The organism is Vibrio sp. R-1 (genome assembly GCF_035615595.1).
Lineage (GTDB): Bacteria > Pseudomonadota > Gammaproteobacteria > Enterobacterales > Vibrionaceae > Vibrio > Vibrio cholerae.
On the sequence record NZ_WPDC01000031.1, the window covers coordinates 1 to 17,291 of the forward strand.

Below are 17,291 nucleotides of genomic sequence, written 5' to 3' on the forward strand. Positions count from 1 at the left end.
CATTATAGAGATCTGCTTCACACTGACAAGTGTTTTTTTGGTTTTTTTTCGCTGTTTTTCACTGTTCGATGAAAAAAGAGTCACCAAGGCCTGAAAGTGATGGTTTTCTCTACCAATTGCGGAATTGTTCACCAAATTGAGAGACTTTTTCCCAATTGGTGTACTCCACTTCTTTACTGGTATCCGTTTCTCCCCCCGTCAAGGTCATGATCAAACGTATCATCATTTTGTCGAACCAACGGTAACGCGGGTAATACAGTGCCCCGGCAAATACGGCAATACGCTCTGGTTGCCACGGTGACTTTTTCAGGAAGGTTTGAATGTAGACACTTCCTTCTGGCGTATCTTTACCTTGCTCTTCTTTTCTCGCGGTGAGATTGACGCAGAAGAAAGCGGCTTTGCTATTAGTTAGCGTCGTGACATGACGTTGAATAAATTGATAGAGCTTTTCATTGAGGCGGCCGTAACGAATCGATGCACCAATCAAGATTTTGTCATAATCCGCCAACGCTATCTCATGGACCTGGTGCAGATCTTGGATGTCGCAATCGTACTCCGGCATCTGCTGAGCGATACGTTCGATAATTTTCCGCGTTTGGCCTTCTTGGCTTGAGTACAACAGTAACGCTTTCACAGCTCTCTCCTTAGTATTATCACTAACTACGCCAGAATGTCGGCGTAAGCAGAATCAATAGAGTAAATATTTCTAAGCGTCCAAACAGCATGGACGCAATCAAAATCCACTTAGCTTTGTCATTCACATCCGCAAAGTGTACGGCAACTTCGCCAAGGCCAGGCCCCAAGTTATTCAGTGTGGCGGCGACAGCAGAAAATGCGCTGAGCTCATCCATTCCCGTGGCGATGAGTGCAAGCATACACACGACAAACACCAGTGCATAAGCAGAGAAGAAGCCCCATACCGCATCCACGACGCGCTGTGAGAGTGCTCTGCCGCCAAGTTTGATCGGGTAGATGGCGCGAGGGTGAACTAAGCGCTTCATTTCCCGAGCCCCTTGTAGAGTAAGTAGCAAGACACGGATCACTTTCATGCCGCCACCCGTTGAGCCAGCGCATCCTCCTATAAAGGAGGAGAAGAGCAATAACACAGGTAAAAAGAGTGGCCAGTCCGAAAAACCTGTGGTGGTAAAACCCGCTGTGGTTGAGATGGATACGGTTTGGAACAGCGCTTGGTCAAAGGCTTGATAAAAGCTGTCGTAAGAGTGGTGTTTCAGTAACACAGAAAAGCAGATCACAAACAGCAGAACTTGGATGACGAAAAATGCGCGAAACTCAGGATCGCGCCAATAGTACTTAGGGTGTACACCGCCCGTTGCGAAAGCAGCATAGTGCAAAGTGAAGTTACATGATGAGATCAGTAAGAAAACGACGGTGATGAGGTTTATCGCATAACTATCGAAATAACCCATACTGGCATCGTGAGTTGAGAAACCGCCGATGGCGATGGTCGAGAAGCTATGGCAAATCGCATCAAATAAACTCATTCCCGCTAACCAGAAAGCGCTGGCGCAAGCGATGGTTAAGCTTAAATAGATATACCAAAGCGCTTTGGCGGTTTCTGCAATCCGTGGAGTCACTTTGGTATCTTTGACTGGTCCGGGTATTTCCGCTCGATAAAGCTGCATACCACCGATGCCAAGTACAGGTAAAATCGCGACGGCGAGTACGATGATCCCCATTCCACCAAACCATTGCAAAAATTGGCGATAGAAAAGGATGGCTTTGGGGAGTTCGTCTAAGCCAACAATCACGGTCGCCCCCGTGGTCGTTAACGCCGAAAAGGATTCGAAAAACGCATCGGTGACTGAAATGTTGGGATCGGCTGCGAGCAAAAAAGGCAATGCGCCAGCGCTGCCGATTACTGTCCAGAACAATACGACGATTAAAAAACCATCCCGTGCCTTGAGTTCATGTTTATGATGGCGGTTAGGAAACCAGAATAAGCCGCCACACAGCAGTAATACAAAAAAGGTTGAGACAAACGGCACACCTGCCCCATCGCGGTAGATCAAAGCCACCAACGCAGGCGCAAGCATAGAAACGCTAAATAGAGCGAGCAAAAGCCCGACAATACGGATAATTGAACGAAATTGCATTATGGTTCGAGCTGACTCGCTAATTCTGACTATGTTGTGGTGAGCGACTCACCTGTATTTTCGCGCCACTTTTATTGATCAAGGCTTGTGTGAAAGCATCTGATTGCAATGCCTCTAATTCCACCACCATTTCGACTTGTTCATTATAGTGAGCCTCCATTTCCGTTGCAGAAAATTGCGCCATTAAGGAATGGAGTAATGGAATCATGGCGTAGTCTAGCGTCAGGTGCACAGATGTGGTGATTTTTTTCTCAATAGTTTGAAGTCGCTTGAGCGCTTGTTGCACACCGCCACCATACGCTTTCACTAAGCCACCGGTTCCCAATAGAACACCGCCATAATAACGAGTCACTACCGCCGTAATTTCGCCGATATGAGACCCTGTGAGCTGAGCCAAGATGGGTTTTCCCGCAGTACCGGATGGCTCACCATCATCACTCAATCCCCACAGCATGGAGTTTTCAGGTCGCCCAGCCACAAACGCCCAGCAGTTGTGTCTCGCATCCGCATGACGCTGCTTAATCTCATCAACAAACGCTTTGGCACTGGCAAGATCTGGCGTATGTGCCAAATAGGTAATAAACAGACTCTTTTTAATCTCTTCTTCAAACCGAACAGAAGCCATGGGAATGAGGTAGGGATGAAGATTCATAACTCAGGTCTCAATAAAAAAGGCGCCCAGTGTAACACGGCCTCACCATAAGCTCGACTCGACTTAACGCACAATGTTAAACACTTGTTTAAAAAATGTATTGAAATTAGCTAATCTCAGGTTCAAACTTAGGCAACTGGTCAAACCAGAACATAAAAATGACAACCGCTCTCTCACACAATCACTGATTGTATGTCACGGAGATAGACAATGATTTACCAAGCCAAAACCCTACAGGTAAAGCAACTCGCTAATGGAATTGCCGAGCTCTCTTTCTGTGCTCCTGCTTCCGTTAACAAACTGGATTTACACACACTGGAATCCCTCGATAAAGCGTTAGATGCGCTCGCTGCCGATTCCAGTGTCAAAGGCCTCCTACTCAGCTCAGATAAAGAGGCTTTTATCGTCGGCGCTGATATCACCGAATTTCTCGGGCTATTTTCCAAACCGGAAGCAGAATTGGATGAGTGGTTGCAGTTTGCTAATCGCATTTTTAACAAGTTGGAAGATTTGCCTTTCCCCACCTTGTCAGCGTTGAAAGGCCACACACTTGGCGGCGGCTGTGAATGTGTACTCGCCACCGATTTTCGGATTGGTGATGCCACCACCAGCATTGGTTTACCTGAAACCAAACTCGGCATCATGCCGGGATTTGGCGGCACCGTGCGTCTGCCACGTTTGATTGGCGCTGATAGCGCGATGGAAATCATCACCCAAGGTAAAGCGTGCCGCGCGGAAGAAGCGTTAAAAGTGGGATTACTGGATGCGATTGTCGATAGCGACAAACTGATCGATTCCGCAATCACCACGTTGACTCAAGCGATTGAAGAGAAACTGGATTGGCAAAAACGCCGTCAGCAGAAAACCTCAGCGCTGACTCTAAGCAAGCTGGAAGCCATGATGAGCTTTACCATGGCAAAAGGCATGGTGGCGCAGGTGGCAGGTAAACACTATCCAGCACCGATGACATCTGTTGTGACCATTGAAGAAGCAGCGCGTTTACCACGCGATGCTGCGCTGGATATCGAGCGCAAACACTTCATCAAGCTCGCAAAATCTACCGAGGCGCAAGCACTGGTTGGTATTTTCCTCAATGATCAATACATCAAAGGCCTAGCCAAACAATCCGCGAAAGCGGCAAGCCAAGACACCCAACACGCCGCCGTGCTCGGCGCGGGCATTATGGGTGGCGGCATCGCCTATCAATCAGCTCTCAAAGGCGTACCTGTGCTGATGAAAGACATCGCACCGCACTCTTTAGAACTGGGCATGACCGAAGCGGCCAAGCTCCTCAACAAACAGTTAGAGCGCGGCAAGATCGATGGTTTCAAAATGGCTGGCATTCTGGCTTCCATCACCCCTTCTCTGCATTACGCAGGGATTGATCGGGCGGATGTGATTGTTGAGGCCGTGGTGGAAAATCCGAAAGTAAAAGCCGCGGTACTCAGCGAAGTGGAAGGATTGGTCAATGAAGAGACGATTCTGACCTCCAACACCTCGACCATTCCCATTAACCTGCTCGCCAAATCACTCAAGCGCCCACAGAATTTCTGTGGCATGCACTTCTTTAACCCAGTGCATCGCATGCCTTTAGTGGAAATCATCCGTGGTGAACACACCTCAGAAGACACCATCAACCGAGTGGTTGCTTATGCGGCGAAAATGGGCAAATCACCGATTGTGGTCAATGACTGCCCAGGATTCTTCGTTAACCGCGTACTCTTCCCTTACTTTGCAGGCTTTAGCCTACTGATGCGTGATGGTGCAAACTTCACCGAAATCGACAAAGTGATGGAGCGTCAATTCGGCTGGCCAATGGGCCCGGCGTATTTGCTTGATGTGGTCGGCATTGATACTGCACACCATGCTCAGGCAGTGATGGCGGAAGGCTTCCCAACTCGCATGGCGAAAAGCGGCCGAGAAGCGATTGATGCCCTGTACGAAGCGAAAAAATTTGGCCAGAAAAATGGCAGCGGCTTCTATCAGTACACCGTTGATAAAAAAGGCAAACCGAAAAAAGCCTTCAGCGATGACGTGCTCGCCATTCTTGCGCCTGTATGCGGCGCACCACAAAGCTTTGATCCACAAACCATCATCGAACGAACCATGATTCCGATGATTAATGAAGTGGTGCTCTGTCTTGAAGAAGGGATCATCGCCTCCGCGCAAGAAGCTGACATGGCGTTGGTGTACGGTCTTGGCTTCCCTCCGTTCCGTGGTGGTGTATTCCGTTACTTAGATACCATAGGCATCGCCAACTATGTGGCTATGGCGGAAAAATACGCGGACCTCGGCGCGCTCTATCAAGTACCGCAACTGCTGAAGAACATGGCGCAACAAGGAACATCTTTCTACAGCGCTCAGCAAGCCAGTGCCCTGTAAATCGGTTTAGAAAAGGAATAACAAAATGAATACAGTAGTGATTGTTGATTGCCTACGTACTCCGATGGGACGCTCCAAAGGCGGTGCGTTTCGCCACCAACGTGCGGAAGATCTTTCAGCACATTTGATGAAAGGCATTCTGGCGCGCAACCCACAGATCAATCCAAAAGAGATTGAAGACATTTATTGGGGCTGTGTGCAGCAAACCCTTGAACAAGGCTTTAACGTTGCGCGTAACGCAGCGCTGCTTGCGGGTCTGCCAATTGAGATTGGCGCGGTCACCGTCAACCGTTTGTGTGGATCGTCCATGCAAGCACTGCATGATGCGGCGCGCGCAATCATGGTTGGCGATGCAGAGATCTGTTTAGTGGGAGGCGTTGAGCACATGGGCCACGTGCCAATGACTCACGGCGTTGATTTCCATCCGGGCCTGTCTAAGAACGTGGCCAAAGCAGCGGGAATGATGGGACTGACCGCAGAGATGCTCGGCAAGCTGCATGGTATTAGCCGTCAGCAGCAAGATGAGTTCGCTGCGCGCTCTCATGCGCGTGCTCATGCAGCAACATTAGAAGGTCGCTTTAAAAACGAGATTCTGCCCACCGAGGGGCATGCTGCCGATGGTACGCTGTTTACCCTCGATTACGATGAAGTGATCCGCCCGGAAACCACAGTGGCGGGATTAGCTGAACTGCGTCCCGTGTTCGATCCGGCCAACGGAACTGTGACTGCAGGAACCTCTTCAGCCCTTTCGGATGGTGCTTCAGCGATGTTGGTGATGAGTGAACAGAAAGCCAAAGCACTCGGTTTAACCATTCGCGCTCGCATTAAAGCGATGGCCGTGGCCGGTTGCGATCCTTCGATCATGGGTTACGGCCCAGTACCTGCAACCCATAAAGCGCTCAAACGTGCGGGTTTAACCATGCAGGATATGGATGTGGTGGAATTGAACGAAGCGTTTGCCGCGCAATCTCTACCTTGCGCTAAAGACTTAGGCTTACTGGAGATGATGGATGACAAGGTCAACCTCAATGGCGGCGCGATAGCGCTCGGTCATCCACTGGGTTGCTCGGGTACACGTATCTCAACCACGCTGATCAATTTGATGGAAGCCAAAGATGCGAAATATGGCCTTGCCACCATGTGTATCGGCTTAGGTCAGGGTATCGCGACCATTTTTGAGCGCCCATAACCCTTACGTTTTGTCTATCACTGAAGCGTCGTTTAAGAGCCAGCAACGCTGGCTCTTATTATTAGGTTATTTAGCTTGTAGCCAATCACTGTAAAGTTGATCGCTACTGCCCAGATAATTCACCATCCACTCAATCAATTTATGATTATCGTCTTTGCGCCACACTAGGCAGCAGTGGCTAAGCAGTTTTTCATCGGGCAGTACCTTCTCCACCAACTGACCACTGGCTAGTAGCGGCTGCGCCATATGCCTTGGCATATAGCCGACCCCAAGTCCACTTTTTAAACTTTCAATCGCGCTGTACCAGTTTGGCAGCAGCAAACGGCGCTGTTTAGGGTAGTGTTCGGTATGGCGTTTGGGCAATACGCTTGAGGTATCGTCCAAACAGATGGCTAAAAACTGGCTGATAAACTCTTCACTCAAATTCTGCTCGCGCACGCAGGGGTGATTGGGTGACATCACAAATGCCCAGTCAAGAATACCCATATCGCGCACTTCAAAATCGCCGCCCACTGGTACTGCTGCCGTTGCGCCAATCACGATATCGGCGCGGCCTTGTGCAATCGCTTCCCACGAGCCGTTGAACACTTCCATGTTGATCTGTAGCTCGGCGAAATCAAAGGTTTGGTAGAAGGCTTCCACCATCGGCTTCATCTTGTCCAGCTTGACTACGTTATCGAGTGTCACCTTCAAGGTTTTACGCCAACCATGCGCAGCGCGTTTGGTTTGCGCGCGGATCTCCTCCATCTGGCGCAGTAACTGCCTTGCCTCCAGCATAAACAGCTCACCAGCCGGGGTTAGCTCGACCTTACGCGGTAAACGGCGAAACAGCACCACACTCAGTTCACTCTCTATTTGGCGCACACTGTAGCTGATCGCCGAAGGCACTTTGTGCAGCACCTCTGCTGCCGCAGTAAAACTGCCTAAACGCGCTACGGCGTCCAACATCTCCAAAGAGGATTTGGAAAACATCACTCACCTACCTATCAATTTTTTTGCATGATAACCGAAAAATTTGCCGTTTCTCTTCATCACAAGACAAAACTAGAATGTAACTACAGAAAAATCCTGGTTGGCGCCAACGGATACTGAAAAAACATGTGTGAATAATTTTGATGGACATGAAAAAATGAAAGTATCTTTCTTCCAGTTGGTTTACCTTTCGGCACTCTCCATGCTCGGTTTTATTGCCACCGACATGTATCTGCCTGCGTTTAAAATGATGGAAACCGCTTTTGCGACCGGCCCTGAACAAATCGCTCTATCACTGACGGTGTTCTTAGTGGGGATGGCGCTTGGCCAGTTACTGTGGGGCTTAGCTTCCGACAAATTTGGCCATCGTAATACGCTGATTGCTGGCTTACTCGTTTTTACCCTCGCCTCTGCCGGACTCGCGTTTAGCTCAACGGTATGGCAACTGCTACTGCTGCGTTTTATCCAAGCGATTGGGGTGTGCGCGCCAGCGGTCATTTGGCAGGCGATGGTGATCAAGCGTTACCCAAGCTCAGTCAGCCAACAGCTGTTTGCGACCATCATGCCACTGGTAGCACTCTCTCCAGCACTAGCACCGCAACTGGGTGTACTGCTGGCAGATTACTTTGGCTGGCACAGCATCTTTTTGACGTTAACCTTGATGGGTATTGTGTTGGTGGTGAGTACGGGCTTACAAACCAATGAAATTGCTGAGCCAAAAACCACTTCTATCGCGCAAGATATTAAAGGTTTACTGAAAAGCAAAACCTATCTCGGCAATGTGATGATGTTTGCTTGTTCATCGGCGGCGTTTTTTGCCTACCTGACCGGGATGCCGGAAATCATGGCGCAGCTTGGTTATCAAGCGCGTGATATAGGCTTAAGCTTCATTCCACAAACCATTGCATTTATGGTGGGTGGCTACCTAGGTAAGAAAGCGGTTCAGAAATACGGTGATGAACTGGTGCTCAAACAGTTGATTGCGCTGTTTACCCTGTCAGCGGCGATGATTTTTGTCGCCTCACAATGGACGCTCAGCTCAATTTGGCCAATCTTGGCTCCATTCTGCTTGATTGCGGTGGCCAATGGTGCGCTTTACCCGATTGTGGTTAACCGTGCTTTATCCAGTGCTAAGCAAAGCCCAGCAACCGCTGCCGGATTACAAAACAGCTTACAGATCAGTGTCAGCAGTTTATCCAGCGCCCTAGTGGCTGCGCTTGCAAGCCAAGCTCAGCCAGTGACAGGCATTGCGATTGTGTTGTGTACAGGCGGGTTGTGGATAGGTTACATACTCTCTAACCGTCAGTTACGTGAACAGTTCACCACCCCCGACAATGCTCGCGTGGTCAGTGACGAATAAACTGTACTTGAGTAATACAAAAAGAGCCGCGAATGCGGCTCTTTTTTCAATCGGTTCAATTATTTCTTTTTCACCGGACGCTGCCAGCCAGCAATTTTGCGCTCTGGCGCACGAGTGATGACTAACTCACCTTCAGCGACATTCTTCGTCAGGGTTGTACCGGCACCAATGGTCGCACCGTTACCAATGGTTACAGGCGCTACGAGCTGGCAATCAGAACCCACAAACACATCATCGCCAATCACGGTTTTGTGCTTATTGGCACCGTCGTAGTTACAGGTGATCACACCTGCGCCCACATTCACGCCTTTGCCAATCTCAGCATCGCCAAGATAAGTCAGGTGATTGGCTTTTGAGCCTTCACCAAGACGAGCATTTTTCATCTCCACAAAGTTGCCGACATGCGCATCATCGTGTAGCTCTGCTCCGGGACGTAGACGAGTAAACGGCCCAACCGTACAGTTTTCACCGACCGTCGCCCCTTCAATTACGCTGTATGGGCGGATCACCGTGTTGTCATCAATCTCACAATCTTTGAGAATCGAGCCCGCGCCAATCACTACGTTATTACCGATCGATACATTGCCTTCAATAATCACGTTAACATCGATTTCCACATCCGAACCGCACTGCAGTGTTCCGCGCAGGTCAAAACGTGCAGGATCGCGCAGCATCACACCTTGCTCAAGCAGCTTCTTGGCCTGACGCGCTTGGAAAGCACGCTCAAGACGCGCCAATTGAATGCGATCGTTTACCCCTTCCACTTCGATTGAGTGTGAAGGATGTACCGCTTCGACGGCACGGCCTTCATCATGCGCTGCCGCAATCACGTCAGTCAGGTAGTATTCGCCTTGCGCGTTATTGTTGTTTAGCCCTGCCAACCAACGCTTAAGGTCACGACCAGTCGCCACCAGCACCCCAGTGTTGACTTCTTTGATCAGCTTTTGCTCTTCGCTGGCATCTTTCTGCTCAACGATCGCCACCACAGGGCCACGTTTACGTACGATACGGCCGTAACCTGTAGGGTCTTCCAAAACAACGGTCAGTAATGCAATGCCATCGGTGGGCTGTGCTTCAAGTAAACTTTCAATAGTGTCTTCAGAAATCAGCGGTACATCCCCGTACAACACCAAGATTTTTTCATCATCTTGGAAATGGGGAGAGGCCTGATCTACGGCGTGCCCTGTTCCCAGTTGCTGCGCTTGCAAAACCCAGTTGACGTTTTCGTTCACCAGAGCTTGCTGCATCTGGTCGCCACCATGGCCATAAACCAGATGGATATTTTGCGCGCCTAGGTTATTACACGTATCAATGACGTGTTTGACCATAGGCTTACCCGCCAATGTATGCAGCACCTTCGGCATATTGGAGTGCATACGAGTTCCTTTCCCTGCCGCGAGAATTACCGTACTGAATTTCATTTGTTATCTACCTAGTCATTTTTCTGCGTCGTATTCTAAACAGCAAACTGAAAATAGTTAATTGCCGATTATCTCGAAAATAAGAAGAGCGATTATTTTCATAGAAAATCACGTTTATTTATTAGTGATCAGTCAATAACGGGACAAAAAACATCCCATAACGTCACACACTCTTACCGATAAGCGGAGCACAAGAGACAAAAAAGCCTGACATAAGTCAGGCTTTTTATCAGCTTATTTGCATGATTAACGACGCTTTTTGGTCAGTTCAATCACGCGAAGCTGTGCGATGGCTTTAGCCAGTTCACTGGCCGCTTGTGCAAAGTCCATATCGCCATGCTGGTTGAGAATACGCTCTTCCGCACGACGTTTGGCTTCTTCTGCCTTAGCTGCGTCCAGATCTTCTCCACGGATTGCGGTATCGGCCAACACAGTCGCTGTGCCCGGCTGAACCTCAACAATACCACCTGAGACATAAATGTACTCTTCGTGGCCGTGCAGTTTCACAATACGCACCATACCAGGCTTGATAGCGGTCAGCAGCGGTGTATGGCCGTGGAAAATACCCAGCTCACCTTCGCTACCGGTCACCTGAAACGTTTCAACCAAGCCAGAGAACAGTTTTTTCTCTGCGCTCACTACGTCCAGATGAAAGGTTATTGCTGCCATATCGCCTCCTAGTCAGCCTTATAGCTTCTTCGCATTCTCGATAGCATCGTCAATCGTACCGCAGTACATAAACGCTTGCTCTGGAATGTCATCGTAGTCACCTGCCAGCAGACCTTTGAAACCACGCAGGGTTTCTTTCAGAGGTACGTATACCCCTGGATCGCCAGTAAAGACTTCTGCTACGTGGTAAGGCTGAGTCAGGAAACGTTCGATCTTACGCGCACGAGCAACGACTTGCTTGTCCGCTTCAGACAATTCGTCCATACCTAGAATCGCGATGATATCTTTCAGCTCTTTATAGCGTTGTAGCGTTGCTTGCACGCCACGCGCCACATCGTAGTGCTCTTGACCAACAACCAGTGGATCCAATTGACGTGAAGTCGAATCCAGTGGGTCGATCGCTGGGTATAGACCCATAGCGGCGATGTTACGGTTCAGAACAACGGTTGCATCCAAGTGAGCAAACGTGGTTGCTGGTGATGGGTCAGTCAAGTCATCCGCAGGTACGTATACCGCTTGTACAGAGGTGATAGAACCTTTCTTGGTTGACGTGATACGTTCTTGCAGAACACCCATCTCTTCAGCCAGTGTTGGCTGGTAACCTACCGCTGAAGGCATACGGCCAAGCAGAGCAGATACTTCCGTTCCCGCTAGGGTGTAACGGTAGATGTTGTCGATAAACAGCAGTACGTCACGGCCTTCATCACGGAACTTTTCCGCCATAGTCAGACCAGTCAGTGCTACACGCAGACGGTTGCCTGGTGGCTCGTTCATCTGACCGTAAACCATCGCTACTTTCGACAGTTCTGGTTGTTCAACGTTTACAACGCCCGCTTCCTGCATTTCGTGGTAGAAGTCGTTACCCTCACGAGTACGCTCACCTACCCCAGCAAATACTGACAAACCTGAGTGCTGTAGCGCGATGTTGTTGATAAGTTCCATCATGTTAACGGTCTTACCTACACCCGCACCACCGAACAGACCGATTTTACCGCCTTTCGCAAACGGACAGATCAGGTCGATAACCTTAACACCCGTTTCCAAAAGTTCAGTTGCACTAGACTGTTCTTCGTAGCTTGGAGCAGGACGGTGAATCGAGTACACCTCTTCTGCGCCAATGTCGCCACGTTCGTCAATCGCATCACCAAGCACGTTCATGATACGACCTAGGGTTTTAGTACCTACTGGTACTGAAATTGGAGCGCCAGTGTTTTGTACTGTCATTCCACGACGTAAACCATCCGAGCTACCCATAACGATAGCGCGAATCACGCCACCGCCTAGCTGCTGTTGAACTTCCAGAACCAGACGTTCTTTGGAATCCACAACATTCAGAGCATCGTAAACACTTGGTACTTCGCTCTGTGGGAACTCTACGTCGACTACCGCACCGATGATCTGTACGATCTTACCTGTAGCCATCGTTAATCCTCTAAACTGTTTGTTTTACCTAAGCTTAAACCGCAGCCGCGCCGCCTACGATTTCCGACAATTCTTGTGTAATCGCCGCCTGACGGGCTTTGTTGTACACAAGTTGTAAATCATCAATCAGGTTGCTCGCGTTATCGGTAGCAGCTTTCATCGCAACCATTCGGGCTGCTTGCTCACACGCTAGGTTTTCTACAACACCTTGATAAACCTGCGACTCAATGAAGCGCAGTAAAAGCGCATCTAATAGAGGCTTTGGTTCAGGCTCGTAGATGTAGTCCCACATGTGATCACGCTGCATATCTTCGCTGTCCGATTTTGGCAAAGGTAGCAATTGATCGATCTTTGGTTTTTGCACCATGGTGTTCACAAACTGGTTGAACACCAGATAGAGGCGGTCTAACTCACCTTTATCGTATTTCTTCAGCATGACGCCAACCGAACCGATCAGATCTTCTAAGCTTGGGCTGTCGCCCAAACCAGAAACCTGAGCCGCTACTTTCGCGCCGCTGTTGTTGAAAAAAGCGGTCGCTTTTGAGCCGATAATCGCCAGCTCAATCTGCGCGCCTTTCTCTTTCCAAGTTTGCATATCTGTGATGGCTTTTTTGAACAAGTTAATGTTCAAACCACCACACAAACCGCGGTCTGTAGAAATAATGATGTAACCAACTCGCTTCGCTTCACGCTCTTCTAGATACGGATGACGATACTCTAGACTTGCGTTGGCGACATGACCGATCACTTTACGTATTGTTTGTGCGTAAGGGCGTGATGACTCCATAGCGTCCTGTGAACGACGCATTTTTGAAGCAGCCACCATTTCCATCGCTTTCGTAATCTTCTGAGTGCTTTTCACACTCCCGATCTTAGTACGTATCTCTTTTGCGCCGGCCATCGTTACTCTCCGTTAGTTGGTGGCAGAAACTGCCACCGACCTCATTACCAAGTTTGGGTTGCTTTGAAATCGTCAACCAGCTTCTTCAGCTGAGCTTCGATCTCATCGTTGTAAGCACCCGTCTTGTCGATTTGCGCTGCCAATTCAGCGTAATGAGCACGAGCATACGATAGTAGAGCAGCTTCGAAGTCGAGAACCTTGTTCAGTTCTACGTCTGTCAGATAGCCACGTTCCGCAGCAAAGATCACCAGAGCCTGATCAAAGACAGACATTGGTGCATACTGTTTCTGCTTCATCAGTTCAGTCACTTTCTGACCGTGAGTCAGCTGACGCTTGGTCGCTTCATCCAGATCCGAAGAGAACTGAGCAAACGCCGCCAATTCACGGTAAGCAGCCAGAGCAGTACGGATACCACCAGAGAGCTTCTTAACGATCTTGGTTTGCGCTGCACCACCTACACGAGAAACTGAGATACCTGGGTCAACCGCTGGACGTACGCCCGCGTTGAACAGTTCAGTTTGTAGGAAGATCTGACCATCAGTGATCGAGATTACGTTGGTCGGTACGAATGCCGATACGTCACCAGCTTGAGTTTCGATGATTGGCAAAGCGGTTAGAGAACCAGTCTTACCTTTCACTTCACCCTTAGTGAAACGCTCTACGTACTCTTCGTTTACACGAGCGGCACGCTCTAGTAGACGAGAGTGGAGGTAGAACACGTCGCCAGGGAAAGCTTCACGGCCTGGTGGACGACGCAGAAGCAGTGAGATTTGACGGTAAGCAACAGCCTGTTTAGACAGGTCATCGTATACAATCAGCGCATCTTCACCGCGATCGCGGAAGTATTCACCCATCGCACAGCCTGAGTAAGGCGCGAGGTATTGCAGTGCAGCAGATTCAGACGCTGAAGCCACCACAACAATGGTGTTTTTCAGTGCGCCGTGCTCTTCCAATTTACGAACTACGTTCGCAATGGTTGACGCTTTCTGGCCGATAGCAACATAGATAGAGTAAATACCAGAGTTTTTCTGGTTGATGATCGCATCAATCGCCAACGCAGTTTTACCTGTTTGACGGTCACCGATGATCAGCTCACGCTGGCCACGGCCGATTGGAATCATCGAGTCCACTGATTTGTAACCAGTTTGAACAGGTTGATCAACCGACTTACGATCGATAACACCCGGTGCGATCACTTCAACTGGTGAAGTCTGTTTTGCACCGATTGGGCCTTTACCATCAATCGGCTCACCCAGAGTGTTAACTACACGACCTAGCAGCTCAGGACCAACAGGAACTTCCAAAATACGGCCAGTACCTGTTACTTTCATGCCTTCACGCAGATCCGCGTATGGACCCATTACTACCGCACCGACCGAGTCACGCTCAAGGTTCAGTGCCAGTGCATAACGGTTGCCCGGTAATTCAATCATTTCACCTTGCATAACATCTGCAAGGCCGTGAATACGAATGATACCGTCGCTTACCGATACGATAGTACCTTCGTTGCGAGCTTCACTAACAACGTTGAAAGATTCAATACGTTGTTTGATCAGATCGCTAATTTCCGTGGAATTAAGTTGCATGCTCCAATCCCCATCAAGACTGCAATGCATCGCTCAGACGCTTCAAACGTCCGCGTGCTGAGTTATCGATGACTAAGTCTCCGGCTCGAATAATAACTCCGCCAAGCAGAGTCTCATCTACACTGCAATTCAGCTGAACTTTGCGCTCTAAACGCTGCTCAAGCTTGCTGCCAATTTCTGAACGCTGTTGTTCACTGAGTTCAGTAGCGGAAATCACTTCCACATCTACTTTCTTCTCATGTTCCTGCTTTAGCACAGCAAAGTGCTCATAAAGCGCAGGAATCGCCAACAGACGACCATTTTCTGCCATTACCTTAATCAGGTTTTGGCCATGACCATCAAGCTGTTCGCCACAAACTGCAATAAAAATCTCAGCCAATTTATTAGCTGAGCCCGAGCTGGTTAACAGCTCGTGCATTTGTTCGTTTTTTGCGACTTCAGCGGTGAAAGCAAGCATCTGGCTCCAATGGCCAAGTTGCTGTTTTTCTACCGCAAAATCAAAGGCTGCTTTAGCGTAGGGGCGTGCGATTGTAGTCAGATCCGACATATGCGCCCCCTCCGTTAAAGTTTTGCAGTAATGTTGTCGAGAATATCTTTGTGCGTATCTTTATCGATTGAACGCTCAAGAATTTTCTCAGCACCAGCAATTGCCAGAGTTGCAACCTGTTTACGCAGCTCATCGCGAGCACGGTTACGTTCTGCTTCAATCTCCGCTTCGGCTTGAGTCAGGATTTTCTGGCGTTCTGCCTGAGCTTCCTCACGTGCTTCGTCGATGATTTGTGCTTTACGTTTATTCGCTTGCTCAATGAGCTCAGTTGCTGTGCGTTTTGCTTCTTTCAATTGATCCGAAGCATTAGCTTGTGCCAGATCTAGATCTTTCTTTGCACGCTCAGCGGCTTGCAAACCATCAGCAATTTTCTTCTGACGATCTTCAATCGCTTTGATAATCGGCGGCCACACATATTTCATGCAGAACCACACAAACATACCAAAGGCAATTGCTTGACCTAGCAGAGTTGCGTTCATATTCACAACAGCTACCCCCTAAAGTGGACTTAGTGTTAATCAACGACAAATCTTATCGATTTGTCAGGACAAAGCTTGATTAACCAGCTAGCTGACCAACGAATGGGTTTGCGAATGTGAATAGCAGAGCGATTACGATACCGATCATTGGAACCGCGTCCAGCAGACCTGCGATGATGAACATCTTAACTTGCAGCATAGGAGCCATTTCAGGTTGACGAGCAGCGCCTTCCAAAAACTTTCCGCCTAATACAGCGAAACCAATCGCAGTACCAACCGCACATAGACCAACAATAATAGCTACAGCGATTGCAGAGAAGCTCAATACAGTTTCCATCTAATTTCTCCAAAGATTCAATGGGTATTAAAAATTCAATTTATTAATGATCGTTATCTTCATGAGCCATTGACATATACACAATGGTCAACATCATAAATACAAACGATTGGATCAAAATAACCAAGATATGGAAGATAGCCCAAGGTAGGGATCCCATCCATTGCAGGTACCATGGCAGCATAGCCGCACAAAGAATAAACACTACTTCACCTGCAAACATGTTACCGAACAGACGCATACCGAGTGATAGCGGTTTCGCCAGCAGCGAAACAACTTCAATCAATAGGTTGAACGGAATCATGATCCAGTGATTAAACGGGTGTAGTGCCAACTCTTTTGCAAACCCGCCCAGACCTTTCACTTTGATGCTGTAGTAAATCATCAGAGCAAATACGCCTAGAGCCATAGCCATGGTGATATTCACATCAGCTGACGGCACCACTTTTAGGTAAGGGATACCAAGCCAATGCTGTGCTGGGTAAGGTAAGAAATCGATAGGCACAAGGTCCATCAAGTTCATTAAAAATACCCAACAAAAGATAGTGAGTGCCAAAGGAGCAATTAGTGGATTGCGACCATGGAAAGTGTCTTTGACGTTTTTGTCAACGAACTCTACCACCATCTCAACAGCACACTGCAGCTTACCCGGAACACCCGCTGTCGCTTTTCTGGCTACTGCACGGAATACTCCAAGGAATATCAGTCCAGTTAAAACAGAGAAGAACAGGCTATCGATGTGTACATTCCAGAAACTCGACTCTTCCGCCACTAGCCCCAACTTGTAGGTTGAAAGGTTAGTAAGGTGGTGAGTGATATAACTGGAAGGTGTGAGCGCTTCACCTGGCGCAGCCATAACTCATCCTATTTTTTGTTGTTAATGAATAGCACTGGCGCACAGATATTGATACCTAGAGCCAGCAAATAGGTTAGCTTCAGTGGAACAAGTTCCAACTGCATATACATGTAGGCAACGGAAAACAGGACGATAGTGATGAGAATTTTCAGCGCTTCACCCGTATAAAACGAGATGGCGACCATTTTTAACGCGCGCGCCCCTGCAAACAGGAAAGCACAACCCGCAAAAACAGCGTTAGCAATGACAAAAATGCCACCACCGACTAAGGCTGAAAGCCCCCAATCACCATTTACCGCCACTGCAAACACAGCTGCCGCAACCATAACTGCACTGAACTGGATCAATAACAATCGCTTTGCAAGCTCTCGTCCTTGCCTCGCTAGCACAGCTACCATGTATTC

The 17,291-nt window shown here is 48.8% G+C and carries 17 protein-coding genes; 3 read left to right on the forward strand and 14 right to left on the reverse strand.

Going from position 1 to position 17,291, the window contains the following annotated elements:
• Positions 1-109: 109 nt before the first annotated feature.
• Genes hemG through GOU96_RS08765 form a run of 3 tightly spaced genes read right to left on the reverse strand, consistent with a single transcriptional unit; the run spans position 110 to position 2,766 of the window.
• On the reverse strand, positions 110-634 hold the full coding sequence (hemG, locus tag GOU96_RS08755; RefSeq protein ID WP_000645801.1) for a menaquinone-dependent protoporphyrinogen IX dehydrogenase: 525 nt from the start codon (positions 632-634) through the stop codon (positions 110-112).
• Between the two features lie 22 nt (positions 635-656).
• Complete coding sequence (locus tag GOU96_RS08760) at positions 657-2,114, reverse strand: TrkH family potassium uptake protein (RefSeq protein WP_001160591.1); 1,458 nt, start codon at positions 2,112-2,114, stop codon at positions 657-659.
• Between the two features lie 19 nt (positions 2,115-2,133).
• On the reverse strand, positions 2,134-2,766 hold the full coding sequence (locus GOU96_RS08765) for a YigZ family protein (RefSeq protein WP_001048718.1): 633 nt from the start codon (positions 2,764-2,766) through the stop codon (positions 2,134-2,136).
• Positions 2,767-2,976: 210 nt separating this feature from the next.
• Between GOU96_RS08765 and fadB the strand changes: the two genes are divergently transcribed.
• Positions 2,977-5,148 (forward strand): fatty acid oxidation complex subunit alpha FadB, encoded by a 2,172-nt coding sequence (gene fadB / locus GOU96_RS08770; RefSeq protein ID WP_267782081.1) that lies wholly within the window; start codon positions 2,977-2,979, stop codon positions 5,146-5,148.
• A gap of 25 nt (positions 5,149-5,173) precedes the next feature.
• The gene (fadA, locus tag GOU96_RS08775) at positions 5,174-6,337 is read left to right on the forward strand and encodes an acetyl-CoA C-acyltransferase FadA (RefSeq protein WP_175248299.1); all 1,164 of its coding nucleotides are present in this window, start codon (positions 5,174-5,176) and stop codon (positions 6,335-6,337) included.
• A gap of 66 nt (positions 6,338-6,403) precedes the next feature.
• Here fadA and punR read toward each other — a convergent pair whose 3' ends face one another.
• Positions 6,404-7,309, reverse strand: a complete 906-nt coding sequence (punR, locus tag GOU96_RS08780) for a DNA-binding transcriptional activator PunR (protein ID WP_258502280.1) — start codon at positions 7,307-7,309, stop codon at positions 6,404-6,406.
• Between the two features lie 157 nt (positions 7,310-7,466).
• Between punR and punC the strand changes: the two genes are divergently transcribed.
• Positions 7,467-8,669: a purine nucleoside transporter PunC gene (gene punC, locus GOU96_RS08785; RefSeq protein WP_267782076.1), complete on the forward strand. Its 1,203-nt coding sequence runs from the start codon at positions 7,467-7,469 to the stop codon at positions 8,667-8,669.
• Positions 8,670-8,728: 59 nt separating this feature from the next.
• Here punC and glmU read toward each other — a convergent pair whose 3' ends face one another.
• From glmU to GOU96_RS08835, 10 genes are all read right to left on the reverse strand, one after another.
• Positions 8,729-10,090, reverse strand: coding sequence for a bifunctional UDP-N-acetylglucosamine diphosphorylase/glucosamine-1-phosphate N-acetyltransferase GlmU (gene glmU, locus GOU96_RS08790; protein WP_267782073.1), 1,362 nt, complete (start codon positions 10,088-10,090; stop codon positions 8,729-8,731).
• Positions 10,091-10,336: 246 nt separating this feature from the next.
• Positions 10,337-10,759 (reverse strand): F0F1 ATP synthase subunit epsilon, encoded by a 423-nt coding sequence (locus GOU96_RS08795; protein WP_000719050.1) that lies wholly within the window; start codon positions 10,757-10,759, stop codon positions 10,337-10,339.
• Positions 10,760-10,777: 18 nt separating this feature from the next.
• The gene (atpD, locus tag GOU96_RS08800; protein WP_000190491.1) at positions 10,778-12,181 is read right to left on the reverse strand and encodes a F0F1 ATP synthase subunit beta; all 1,404 of its coding nucleotides are present in this window, start codon (positions 12,179-12,181) and stop codon (positions 10,778-10,780) included.
• A 34-nt stretch (positions 12,182-12,215) separates the two neighbouring features.
• On the reverse strand, positions 12,216-13,082 hold the full coding sequence (gene atpG, locus GOU96_RS08805) for a F0F1 ATP synthase subunit gamma (protein WP_000896515.1): 867 nt from the start codon (positions 13,080-13,082) through the stop codon (positions 12,216-12,218).
• A gap of 44 nt (positions 13,083-13,126) precedes the next feature.
• A complete protein-coding gene (gene atpA, locus GOU96_RS08810; protein ID WP_001176739.1) occupies positions 13,127-14,668 on the reverse strand; it encodes a F0F1 ATP synthase subunit alpha in 1,542 nt (513 codons plus the stop codon).
• 13 nt (positions 14,669-14,681) lie between these two features.
• On the reverse strand, positions 14,682-15,215 hold the full coding sequence (atpH, locus tag GOU96_RS08815; protein WP_001281808.1) for a F0F1 ATP synthase subunit delta: 534 nt from the start codon (positions 15,213-15,215) through the stop codon (positions 14,682-14,684).
• A gap of 14 nt (positions 15,216-15,229) precedes the next feature.
• The gene (gene atpF / locus GOU96_RS08820) at positions 15,230-15,700 is read right to left on the reverse strand and encodes a F0F1 ATP synthase subunit B (RefSeq protein WP_001886316.1); all 471 of its coding nucleotides are present in this window, start codon (positions 15,698-15,700) and stop codon (positions 15,230-15,232) included.
• 73 nt (positions 15,701-15,773) lie between these two features.
• Positions 15,774-16,031 (reverse strand): F0F1 ATP synthase subunit C, encoded by a 258-nt coding sequence (atpE, locus tag GOU96_RS08825; protein ID WP_000450922.1) that lies wholly within the window; start codon positions 16,029-16,031, stop codon positions 15,774-15,776.
• 43 nt (positions 16,032-16,074) lie between these two features.
• The gene (atpB, locus tag GOU96_RS08830) at positions 16,075-16,887 is read right to left on the reverse strand and encodes a F0F1 ATP synthase subunit A (protein WP_000729881.1); all 813 of its coding nucleotides are present in this window, start codon (positions 16,885-16,887) and stop codon (positions 16,075-16,077) included.
• An 8-nt stretch (positions 16,888-16,895) separates the two neighbouring features.
• On the reverse strand, positions 16,896-17,285 hold the full coding sequence (locus GOU96_RS08835) for a F0F1 ATP synthase subunit I (RefSeq protein ID WP_000226753.1): 390 nt from the start codon (positions 17,283-17,285) through the stop codon (positions 16,896-16,898).
• Positions 17,286-17,291 lie beyond the last annotated feature (6 nt).

What these genes read in the sequence shown, in the direction of transcription:
- atpG (WP_000896515.1), bottom strand. Translation starts at nt 13,082, where the DNA reads ATGGCCGGCGCAAAAGAGATACGTACTAAGATCGGGAGTGTGAAAAGC.
- fadB (WP_267782081.1), top strand. Translation starts at nt 2,977, where the DNA reads ATGATTTACCAAGCCAAAACCCTACAGGTAAAGCAACTCGCTAATGGA.
- atpD (WP_000190491.1), bottom strand. Translation starts at nt 12,181, where the DNA reads ATGGCTACAGGTAAGATCGTACAGATCATCGGTGCGGTAGTCGACGTA.
- fadA (WP_175248299.1), top strand. Translation starts at nt 5,174, where the DNA reads ATGAATACAGTAGTGATTGTTGATTGCCTACGTACTCCGATGGGACGC.
- punR (WP_258502280.1), bottom strand. Translation starts at nt 7,309, where the DNA reads ATGTTTTCCAAATCCTCTTTGGAGATGTTGGACGCCGTAGCGCGTTTA.
- atpE (WP_000450922.1), bottom strand. Translation starts at nt 16,031, where the DNA reads ATGGAAACTGTATTGAGCTTCTCTGCAATCGCTGTAGCTATTATTGTT.
- atpA (WP_001176739.1), bottom strand. Translation starts at nt 14,668, where the DNA reads ATGCAACTTAATTCCACGGAAATTAGCGATCTGATCAAACAACGTATT.
- GOU96_RS08835 (WP_000226753.1), bottom strand. Translation starts at nt 17,285, where the DNA reads ATGGTAGCTGTGCTAGCGAGGCAAGGACGAGAGCTTGCAAAGCGATTG.
- GOU96_RS08765 (WP_001048718.1), bottom strand. Translation starts at nt 2,766, where the DNA reads ATGAATCTTCATCCCTACCTCATTCCCATGGCTTCTGTTCGGTTTGAA.
- GOU96_RS08795 (WP_000719050.1), bottom strand. Translation starts at nt 10,759, where the DNA reads ATGGCAGCAATAACCTTTCATCTGGACGTAGTGAGCGCAGAGAAAAAA.
- GOU96_RS08760 (WP_001160591.1), bottom strand. Translation starts at nt 2,114, where the DNA reads ATGCAATTTCGTTCAATTATCCGTATTGTCGGGCTTTTGCTCGCTCTA.
- atpH (WP_001281808.1), bottom strand. Translation starts at nt 15,215, where the DNA reads ATGTCGGATCTGACTACAATCGCACGCCCCTACGCTAAAGCAGCCTTT.
- atpB (WP_000729881.1), bottom strand. Translation starts at nt 16,887, where the DNA reads ATGGCTGCGCCAGGTGAAGCGCTCACACCTTCCAGTTATATCACTCAC.
- glmU (WP_267782073.1), bottom strand. Translation starts at nt 10,090, where the DNA reads ATGAAATTCAGTACGGTAATTCTCGCGGCAGGGAAAGGAACTCGTATG.
- punC (WP_267782076.1), top strand. Translation starts at nt 7,467, where the DNA reads ATGAAAGTATCTTTCTTCCAGTTGGTTTACCTTTCGGCACTCTCCATG.